Raw genomic sequence first — 8773 nt, forward strand, 5'->3', positions numbered from 1 at the left:
GCGCCGCGCGGACGTAAGACACGACCAAGACATCGAATCGCTCAATTCCCTACTTTTAATTCAGGAGTCAGCCACCATGCCTTCCGAAAACTATGGCATCGCCCTTGGAATGATCGAGACCCGTGGCCTGGTGCCCGCCATCGAGGCGGCCGACGCCATGACCAAGGCCGCCGAAGTACGCCTGATCGGACGCGAGTTCGTCGGCGGCGGCTATGTGACCGTGCTGGTGCGCGGTGAGACCGGCGCGGTGAACGCCGCGGTGCGCGCCGGGGCCGATGCCTGCGAGCGCGTCGGCGACGGTCTGGTCGCCGCGCACATCATCGCCCGTCCGCATCGCGAGGTCGAGCCGATCCTGCCGGTCAAGCCGGGCGACACCGACGGCGGGCATGGTCGCTCCTGATAACCCATGATGGCCGATCCGAGAGTCTTGGGTTATCTGGGGCGCGCGCTCAGTCATGAACTGAGCGCCGTCCAGCAATACCTGACCCATGCCGGGCTGGCGGATCTGTGGGGGCTGAACGAGATCGGCGCCCACTTCCGGCGCGAGGCCGCCGAGGAGCAGGAGCACGCCGAACGCCTGACGGCGCGAATGCTGCGGCTGGGCGCCATGCCCAACGGCTCGCGGCTCAAGCCGGTCCAGGCCGGGTTCTCGCTCATCGAACTGCTGGAGGCCGACCGTCGATTGGAATGGCACGCGGTCGCCCTCTACCGCGACGCCGCCAACTATTGCGCCCTGATCGGCGATGTCGCCGGACGCGACTTCTTCGCCGCCCTGCACGACGAGGAATTGACCCATGCCCGTGAACTGGAGGATTGGATCGGGCGTTTGGATCAAACCAGACGAAGCAACAGCACCTGGAGATAGCCATAGCCATGAACGCGACCTCGACCACCTGGCAACACCGCGAACGCCCGCTTCGCCTCGAACGTCGGCTCGATTTCGATGACTATGCCGGCACCCGCGACTTTCTGGAAGCCGTCGCCCAGGTCAGCAAGGACACCGGCGTCTATCCCGACATCAGCTTCGGTCGCACCTATGTCAACATCACCATCCACACCGAGCCGCCGGCCACGGACATCGATCCGGAGCGCGCCGCCTTCGCCCAGCAGGTCGATGCGCTCCTCGGGTCCGTGAGTGCGACGTCTGGGGCCGAGGCCGCGAGCCGTGAGGATCATGGACATGAGTCAAGACACTGAGCCGAAGGTCGATGCCGGCCCGGAGGCGACGACCGCCGAGGTGCCGGCCGCCAAGCCCAAACCAGGCGCCAAGCCGACGGCAGCGCGGACGGCCATCCGGCGCACCGCCAAGCGTTCGGCCCCTGCGGCCAGAACCGAGTCAACCCGACCCTATGATGCCGACTACCGTTCCGGTCATCGGGTCTGGCCCGATTGAGCCAGGGCCGTCGATGCCGGAACCGGGCACCACGGGACAGATTCCAAGCGTCATGATCGCCGACCCAGTGAGCCGCCATGTTCGATCCCATGCTGAATCTCGCCCGTCACGTCAGTCTGCGCCAGCTTCAGGTGTTCGAGGCTATTGCGCGTCTGAAGAGCTTCACCAAGGCCGCTGACGAACTCTATCTGACCCAGCCGACGGTCTCGACCCAGATCAAGCGTCTGACCGACGTCATCGGTCTACCGCTGTTCGAGCAGATCGGGCGTCAGGTCTATCTGACCGAGGCCGGACGCGAGCTGGAGACAGCGGTCAAGGACGTGTTCGGTGTGCTCGACCGCTTCGAGATGAAGGTCGCCGATCTCAAAGGGTTGAAACAGGGCTATCTCAAGCTCTGCGTCATCACCACGGCCAAGTATTTCGCTCCGGAAGTACTCGGACGCTTCTGTCAGCGTCATCAGGGAGTCGACGTGGCGCTCAAGGTCACGAACCGCGACAGCGTCCTGGAGCGTCTGATCGCCAACAAGGACGATATCTATATCCTGGGCCAGAACCCCGAGCGCGATCTGGAGATGATCGCCACGCCCTTCGCACCCAATCCGCTCCATGTCATCGCCCATCGCGATCACCCGCTGGCGCTGGAATCCAACATCCCGGTCGAGCGCCTGGCCGATGAGTATTTCATCATGCGCGAGCCGGGTTCGGGGATTCGCGACTATGTGCTCAAGACCTTCGGCGAAGCCGGTCTCAAGCCGCGCGTGCGCATGGAACTCGGCAGCAACGAGGCGATCAAGCACGCCATCTACGGTAAGTTGGGCCTGTCGGTGCTCTCGCTCCATACCCTGGCCCAGGAGGCGGAGTCATCGGAGCTGGCCATTCTCGACGTCCAGGGCTTTCCGCTGGAACGCCAGTGGTACGTCGCCCATGCCAAGGGCAAGGAGCTGTCCGTGGTGGCCAGTGCCTTCATCGACTTTCTCGCCGAAGAAAGCGAGCGCCTGTGCCGCCAGCTCGACGAGACCCGCGCCCGCCTGACTCGCGCACATTCCGTATAATAATCATCCGGCCGACCGACCCTCACGCGGGACACCAAGCTCAGTGTGGTCGATGGACCATGAGCGCGAGCCGACTGCGATAGCTCAGATCCTCGATACTCAAGCGGATGTGGTGGTCGCAATGGGCCTGGCGGCAGCGCGTGATCGCGCCATGCACGGCGGCCATGTCGCCGTCGTAACAGCTGGCCGGTTCCCAGGGCTGCCAGGCCGTGTATTGGGCCTGAACCTGCTCGGCATACTCGATGGCAATGATGCAGCCGCGATGCAAGCAGTGTTCGAGCTGACTGAGCATCCGTGACTCGGCTGGCTGGAGACGGGCTTCATGGAACTGGGTCGCCTGAATGGGAGCCGGCGACGTCGTCTGGGCGGTGGCGGCGGTTGGCATCGGAACACCTCACTCGATCGGGACTGAATGGGCCAAGGAAGCCGGCGCGAATGGCGTGATGTGCTGATCGGCCGGCTTCCGTCGTCGAGTCTTAGAGTAGTTCCTGAGTGCAAAAGTAGGAAATTGAGATTGTCCGCACGCGACATCGACCGGAGTCGATGTCTTCGCTGCCTGCCTTGCACGCCGATCAGACCACAACCGCGTTCGGCTTGGTCAGCGGGACTTGGCGTGGACTCGTCGCCAATAACGCCTCGGCTCGCGCGAGCGCCTCCTGACTGCTCGACACCACCTGCTCGGCCGGCAGGCGCGCCGTGATCCCGAGCCGGTCGAGCCGCTGCCGAACGTCGCCCTCGGCACCCGCGATCAACACCTGCCGCCCCGCGTCGAGATCCTCCAGCACCATCTTCTCCAGTGCCAGCGAGGACGACACCCCGAGCGTCGGAACCTCGCTGAAGTCCAGGATCAGCACCTGATGCTCCTCCAGGATCGCATGCTGACGCGCGATGGCCTTGGCGACCCCGAAGATGAGCGGTCCGCCGAGCCGAAAGAGCAGAATGCGGCCATTGGCGCGCTCCAGCACCGCCTGCTCGTCGCGCGTCAACGACTCGGAATCGTCCGCTCCCTGGATCGCGCGCACCGAACGACTTTGGAGACGGGTCAGCCGGTCGATGGTCAGCACATTGGCAACGAAGAGTCCGACCGCCACCGCCGTGATCAGATCGACGAAGACGGTCAATCCGATCACTCCATACATGATCACCGCCGCCCGTGCGGAGACGCGATGCGCGCGCTTGAGAAAGGACCAGTCGATGATGTCCAATCCGACCTTGAGCGCGATCCCGGCCAGCACCGCCAGCGGAATCTGGGCCGTGAGTCCGGCGGCCCAGAGCACCACCACCATCAGGATCAGGGCGCGCGTGATGCCGGAGAGTGCACTGCGTGCCCCGGTCTGGATGTTGACCACGGTGCCCATGGTCGCCCCCGCGCCCGGAATGCCGCCGAACATCCCCGAGGCCAGATTGCCCAGCCCCTGTCCGATCAGCTCCTTGTTGGAATCATGCTCCTTGCGCGTCAGGCTCTCGGCGATCACCGAGGTCAGCAGGGCATCGATACTGCCGAGTACGGCCAGCACCACGGCATCGAGCGCCATCAGCTTCCATTGATCGAGGTCAAACACCGGCCAATGCAGGCTCGGCAGTCCGCTCGGAATCTCGCCGATGCGCCGCAGTTCGCTGCCGTCGAGCACCAGGATCGAGATCAGGGTGCCGAGCACCAGGGCCAGCAGTTGCGGCGGCAGATAGGTTTTGAGCCGCTTGGGGAAGAACAGCACCAGCGCCAGGGTCATGAGCGCCAGCCCCAGTTCAGCCGGTACCAGGTTCGTGAACAGCTCGGGCAGTGCGCCGAGCGTCCCCAGCACCCCGCCGGGCGGTGCCGCCTGCCCGAGCAGAGGACCGATCTGGAGCACGACCAGGATGACGCCGATTCCGGTCATGAAACCCGAGATCACCGTATAGGGCATCATGGTGACGTATTTACCGAGCCTGAGCGCGCCGAAGAGCATCTGGAGCAGGCCGGCCATCATGACGACGGTGAAGGCCATCGCCAGCCCCTGCTCGGGATTGACCGCGATCAGATTGGCGATGACGGCGGTCATTACCACGGTCATGGGGCCTGTCGGTTCGGAGATGAGAGTTGGGGTGCTGCCGAAGAGCGCGGCGAAGAGTCCGACCAGCACCGCGCCATAGAGTCCGGCGGCCGGCCCGGCCCCGGAGGCCACACCGAAAGCTAGCGCCATAGGCAGCGCCACCACGGCGGCCGTCACGCCGCCGAAGAGGTCGCCGCGTAGGTTGTCGAAGCGGATTTCGTTGAGTAGTCGCATGGTCTGGCCCCGATGGCTGTTGTATTCAGCCTATCTAAAGCGCCAATGACTATCGATTCAAAGTGATAATTTTGATGAAAAGCATCGATTATTGTCGATGCATTGAGAAAGTGTTAACCAATGATAAACGTTCGGCGGCACATGATCACACGGGACGCAACAGCGGAAAATAGCCGCTTGATTGTCTTTTTCAGCCAAGCCGAACGCTCCAGTCCGACAGGCTGCTAGATCGAAGTCTTGTGCTGATGGCGATGAGGGTGGTGTCGCGCGCGGAGAGCTCTTCACAAAAACACGGATGCGCTCACATTGAACCGCTTAGCCAGCTTTTTAGCGATCTCTTTGCTGATGCCGCGTCGGCCGCTCAAGATGTCCGAAATGCGACTCTGCGGGGCGCAGTCGGCGAGGTCTTCCTGCTTCAAACCATGCTGGTCCATCAGGAAACGTAGCACCTCTTTCGGCTCGGACTCCTGGATGAGCGTGTGCACATCTTCATAGGCGGCCACTTGGTCAGCCAGATAGTCGAGCACGTCGGCCAGTGGGTGATGCTCGTTGTCACCGATCTCATCCAGCAGCACCTCAATGGTGGCCCGCGCTTGGATGTAGTCTTCCTCGGAGTGAATCGAGGTCACGCCGACCACGTCCTTGAACGGTATCCAGGCCCGAAGAATGGCTTGCGGTTCGGGCACTATTTTATGTGCAAGGGCCATCAGTTTCTCCTGTTCCGCTTCCAACCATCGCGGTCGTACTCTTCATGGGTGAGCACCTCGCGGATGTAGACCTTGCGCCGGTTGTAGTGGATTGAGGCGATCAACCGGTACTTATCGCCCCCGATGTTGAACACCGTCAACCCATCCACATAGTCGGCGCTTGCGAACGTCGCCCGAAGGTCATTGAAATCCGCGAAGACGTCCATCTTCATGGTGCGATACCAAGCTCCCAGTGGAGGCTTAGCGTCGGGGTGCTTCGTCCAGAACTCGACCAGGATGGGCTTCGCGATCACATGCATGGAAATCAGTATATACCAAGACGGTATATTGAGGAAAAAGCTCGTAACCCTCCCCTTCACCCCATAAGCGCCAACGTGCGCCTGATCCCACCGCCGTGGAGGGTCTGCGCGCGCGTTTCGAGGCCATCTTCAGCCAGAAGACCGCCTTCGCGACCCTCAATCAAACCCTCAAGCGCCTGAAGACCCATCAGCGCGAGCTGCTGCTGGTGCTCCTGCGCCCGGACATCCCCCTGCATACCAACGCCAGCGAGAACGACATCCGGGGCTACGTCAAATGGCGCAAGATCAGCGGCGGGACGCGCAGCGATCTGGGGCGCCGCTGCCGTGACACCTTTGCCAGCCTCAAGAAGACCTGCCGCAAGCTCGGGATCTCGTTCTGGGATTATCTCAATGACCGCATCGGGCACATCGGAGACATCCCGCCCTTTCCGCAAATCGTGCGCGAACGGATCTTGGCCGCTCAGGCTGTGCCGTGAGTTATTGAGAAGTTACGGTGTGACCGGCATTGTTTCGATCGCGCTAGACTACGCCAACCGCGCCCGAACCCCGAGGACCGCTCCCATGCACTTCCCCTACGGCCTGAGCGACTTCAGCACCCTGATCGAACAGGATTACTGGTATCTGGACCGCACCGACCGCCTCGCCGACATCGAAGCAGCGGGTCGCCAACTGATCTTTCTGCGCCCGCGACGCTTCGGCAAAAGCCTGCTGCTGTCGATGCTAGAACATTATTACGATCTGGCCCGTGCCGACCAGTTCGAGACGCTGTTCGGACACCTGGCCGTGGGACGCAACCCGACCCCCTTGCACAACCAGTATTTCGTCATGAAATGGGACTTCTCGCTGGTCCCGGCCCAGGGCGAGATCCACGATATCGAGCGCGCCCTGCATCGTCACATCAACGCCGCCATCCACGCCTGTGCCGCCCGCTATGGCTGGCTCGACGAGGTCGCCATCATCGACGAGGACGCCATCGCCTCCTTCAGCGCCCTGCTGACCCGCCTGCGCGCCACCCGGCACAAGCTCTATCTGCTCATCGACGAATATGACAACTTCGCCAACGAAGTGCTGATGGCCGGACGCACCGGCAGCCAGAACCGCTACGAGTCACTGCTCTATGGCGAAGGACTGCTCAAGACCGTGTTCAAGGCCGTCAAGGCCGCCGCAGGCGGCATGGGTCTGGATCGCGTCTTCATCACCGGCGTCTCGCCCGTGGTCCTGAGCGACATGACCAGCGGCTACAACGTCGCCAAGAGCGTGTATCTGAATCCCGAGTTCAACGACCTCTGTGGTTTCACCGAGTCCGAGGTGGCCACCGTCCTGGAACGTCTCGCGACCGAGGGCGGCGACTGGACAGTGAGCGAGGCGCTGGCCACCATGCGCACCTTCTACAACGGCTATCGCTTCAGCGAAGAGGCCACCGAGAGCCTCTATAACCCGACGCTGAGCCTGTACTTTTTCGATGAGTTGGCCCGCCGGGGTCATCCACCGCGCCAGCTGCTCGATGAGAATCTGGCCATGGACCGCAACAAGCTCACCTATATCGCCAGCCTGCCCCAGGGCGAGGCCCTGCTGATCGCCGCCCTGGGCGGACAGGAGACCAAGAGCGAGGAACGCGACGCCCCGGTGGTGATCCCCGAGCTGGTGCGACGCTTCGGCGTGGCCGACGTCCTGGCGGCGGTCAAAGATCAGCCGTTCATGGCCTCGCTGCTGTATTTCTTCGGCATCCTCACCCTTGATGGACTCACGCCCTTCAACGAATGCCGACTGCGCATCCCCAATCTGGTCGCGCGCGGACTCTATGTCGAGCGTCTGCGCGAAACCTGGCTGCCACAGGTCAATCAAGGGGAGTCGGCCCGCGCCCTGCAACCGGCCATCCGCCGGCTGGCGCAACAGGCCGATCTCACCCCGCTCGCCGATCTGATCGAACAGGGCTATTTCCGCGTGCTCTCCAACCGCGACTATCGCTGGACCAACGAGCTGTTGGTCAAGTTCGCCTTCCTGACCCTGCTGTTCGACGATCGGCTCTACATGGTCGTTTCGGAGCTGGAGACCGACCGTGGCTATGCTGATCTGGCACTGATCCTGCGTCCGGACATGCGCCGGTTTCAGGCGCTGGATCTGGTGCTGGAGTTCAAATATCTGGGCCTCAAGGAACTCGGACTGAGCGGCGAACAGGTGCGCGCCACTACACGCGCGGAACTGACCCAACGCTCTGCCGTCGCCGTCCGGCTCAATGAGGCCGAAGCCCAGGCGCGCGACTATGGCGCCACCCTGATCCAGCGTCATGGACTCAAGACACTCCAGGCCTTCGCTGTCGTCGCCCTCGGCGTCGAGCGGCTGGTGTGGCGCCCGGTGGTGATCAATCAGGACTGACTGGGTTGTCAAGTCCCCGGAATTCGGAATTCAGGTTCGCCAAAGTCGCTTCAAGGTTGAATTGACGGGCTTGATCTGCCAGTTTCTGAATGCTGTACCCCGCATTTGCATTCATCGTTGCCTTGATCGTCCAGAGTTCCTGCAAGAGAGGATCGTTGCGGCCGAGGCGGGCAGTATCGTGGGTTGCAGAGACGGGGGGTTGCGTCATATCGGTGACGGATGTCATGGCAGGGTCTCCAAAAGTTCTTCGGGGGTCGCGAAAATTGGCGGTGGATAGCCCAGTTGCTGAATCGCTAATTGCAAGCGAAACTTTGCAACAGGGCCAACCAGATGCGCAAAGTTCCAGGTGGCAATGAAATCGACCTGGGCAAGGGTTGCTAAACCTCGACTAGGCCGGGATGCGTAATTTCTCTTCCTCTGGATCGAGCGTAGTTTTGGTCCAGAGTCGGTCAGCGATGGCGAAGGGATCGGCATTGATGGTGTGAACAAAGTGGTTGACCCGTTGAACCAATTCCTCGGCCGTGGCGTGACAATGATGGTAGGTGACCTCCTCGCGTAACCATCGCCACAGCGCTTCCACCGGCATGAAGTCTGGGCTATAGGCGGGCAACGGTTGGAGGGTGATCGACAGCTCCTGAGCGAGCTCGCGCACGGCCCCGGCGCGATGATAGGAGGCGCCATC

The 8773-nt window shown here is 62.3% G+C and carries 13 protein-coding genes; 7 read left to right on the forward strand and 6 right to left on the reverse strand.

The annotated features are described in order from the left end of the window. Nucleotides 1-76 precede the first annotated feature (76 nt). The 5 genes from csoS1 to GJ668_RS16645 all read left to right on the forward strand — a co-directional run bounded on the left by csoS1 (nt 77) and on the right by GJ668_RS16645 (nt 2445). Nucleotides 77-400, forward strand: a complete 324-nt coding sequence (gene csoS1 / locus GJ668_RS16625) for an alpha-carboxysome major shell protein CsoS1 (RefSeq protein ID WP_012971920.1) — start codon at nt 77-79, stop codon at nt 398-400. A 9-nt stretch (nt 401-409) separates the two neighbouring features. Next, complete coding sequence (locus tag GJ668_RS16630; protein WP_155451257.1) at nt 410-865, forward strand: ferritin-like domain-containing protein; 456 nt, start codon at nt 410-412, stop codon at nt 863-865. 8 nt (nt 866-873) lie between these two features. Then, complete coding sequence (locus tag GJ668_RS16635; RefSeq protein WP_155451258.1) at nt 874-1197, forward strand: 4a-hydroxytetrahydrobiopterin dehydratase; 324 nt, start codon at nt 874-876, stop codon at nt 1195-1197. Next, nucleotides 1181-1393: a hypothetical protein gene (locus GJ668_RS16640; protein WP_155451259.1), complete on the forward strand. Its 213-nt coding sequence runs from the start codon at nt 1181-1183 to the stop codon at nt 1391-1393. Before GJ668_RS16635 ends, GJ668_RS16640 begins: the two co-directional genes overlap by 17 nt. Before the next feature lie 77 nt (nt 1394-1470). After that, nucleotides 1471-2445: a LysR family transcriptional regulator gene (locus GJ668_RS16645; RefSeq protein ID WP_155451260.1), complete on the forward strand. Its 975-nt coding sequence runs from the start codon at nt 1471-1473 to the stop codon at nt 2443-2445. 40 nt (nt 2446-2485) lie between these two features. Here the strand turns inward: GJ668_RS16645 and GJ668_RS16650 are convergent, their stop codons facing one another. The 4 genes from GJ668_RS16650 to GJ668_RS16665 all read right to left on the reverse strand — a co-directional run bounded on the left by GJ668_RS16650 (nt 2486) and on the right by GJ668_RS16665 (nt 5715). After that, nucleotides 2486-2830, reverse strand: coding sequence for a ribulose bisphosphate carboxylase small subunit (locus tag GJ668_RS16650; RefSeq protein WP_155451261.1), 345 nt, complete (start codon nt 2828-2830; stop codon nt 2486-2488). Between the two features lie 187 nt (nt 2831-3017). Continuing rightward, nucleotides 3018-4709, reverse strand: a complete 1692-nt coding sequence (gene bicA / locus GJ668_RS16655) for a bicarbonate transporter BicA (protein ID WP_155451262.1) — start codon at nt 4707-4709, stop codon at nt 3018-3020. Between the two features lie 281 nt (nt 4710-4990). Then, entirely contained in the window at nt 4991-5416 is a 426-nt protein-coding gene (locus GJ668_RS16660; RefSeq protein WP_155451263.1) for a helix-turn-helix domain-containing protein, read from the reverse strand. Further along, nucleotides 5416-5715, reverse strand: a complete 300-nt coding sequence (locus GJ668_RS16665; RefSeq protein ID WP_155451264.1) for a type II toxin-antitoxin system HigB family toxin — start codon at nt 5713-5715, stop codon at nt 5416-5418. The genes GJ668_RS16660 and GJ668_RS16665 overlap by 1 nt, the downstream gene beginning before the upstream one ends. 95 nt (nt 5716-5810) lie before the next feature. On the opposite strand from GJ668_RS16665, the gene GJ668_RS16670 reads away from it, so the two are divergent. Both GJ668_RS16670 and GJ668_RS16675 read left to right on the forward strand, forming a co-directional pair. Next, on the forward strand, nt 5811-6191 hold the full coding sequence (locus tag GJ668_RS16670) for an IS66 family transposase (RefSeq protein WP_343032237.1): 381 nt from the start codon (nt 5811-5813) through the stop codon (nt 6189-6191). Between the two features lie 85 nt (nt 6192-6276). Further along, nucleotides 6277-8091 (forward strand): AAA family ATPase, encoded by a 1815-nt coding sequence (locus GJ668_RS16675; RefSeq protein ID WP_155451265.1) that lies wholly within the window; start codon nt 6277-6279, stop codon nt 8089-8091. Here the strand turns inward: GJ668_RS16675 and GJ668_RS16680 are convergent. Continuing rightward, the gene (locus GJ668_RS16680; RefSeq protein ID WP_155451266.1) at nt 8078-8317 is read right to left on the reverse strand and encodes a hypothetical protein; all 240 of its coding nucleotides are present in this window, start codon (nt 8315-8317) and stop codon (nt 8078-8080) included. The genes GJ668_RS16675 and GJ668_RS16680 overlap by 14 nt on opposite strands. Nucleotides 8318-8479: 162 nt before the next feature. Next, nucleotides 8480-8773: transposase (locus tag GJ668_RS16685; protein WP_186343029.1), on the reverse strand; the 294-nt coding region annotated here is incomplete at its 5' end.

The sequence above is a fragment of the Allochromatium palmeri genome (assembly GCF_009720725.1).
Lineage (GTDB): Bacteria > Pseudomonadota > Gammaproteobacteria > Chromatiales > Chromatiaceae > Thermochromatium > Thermochromatium palmeri.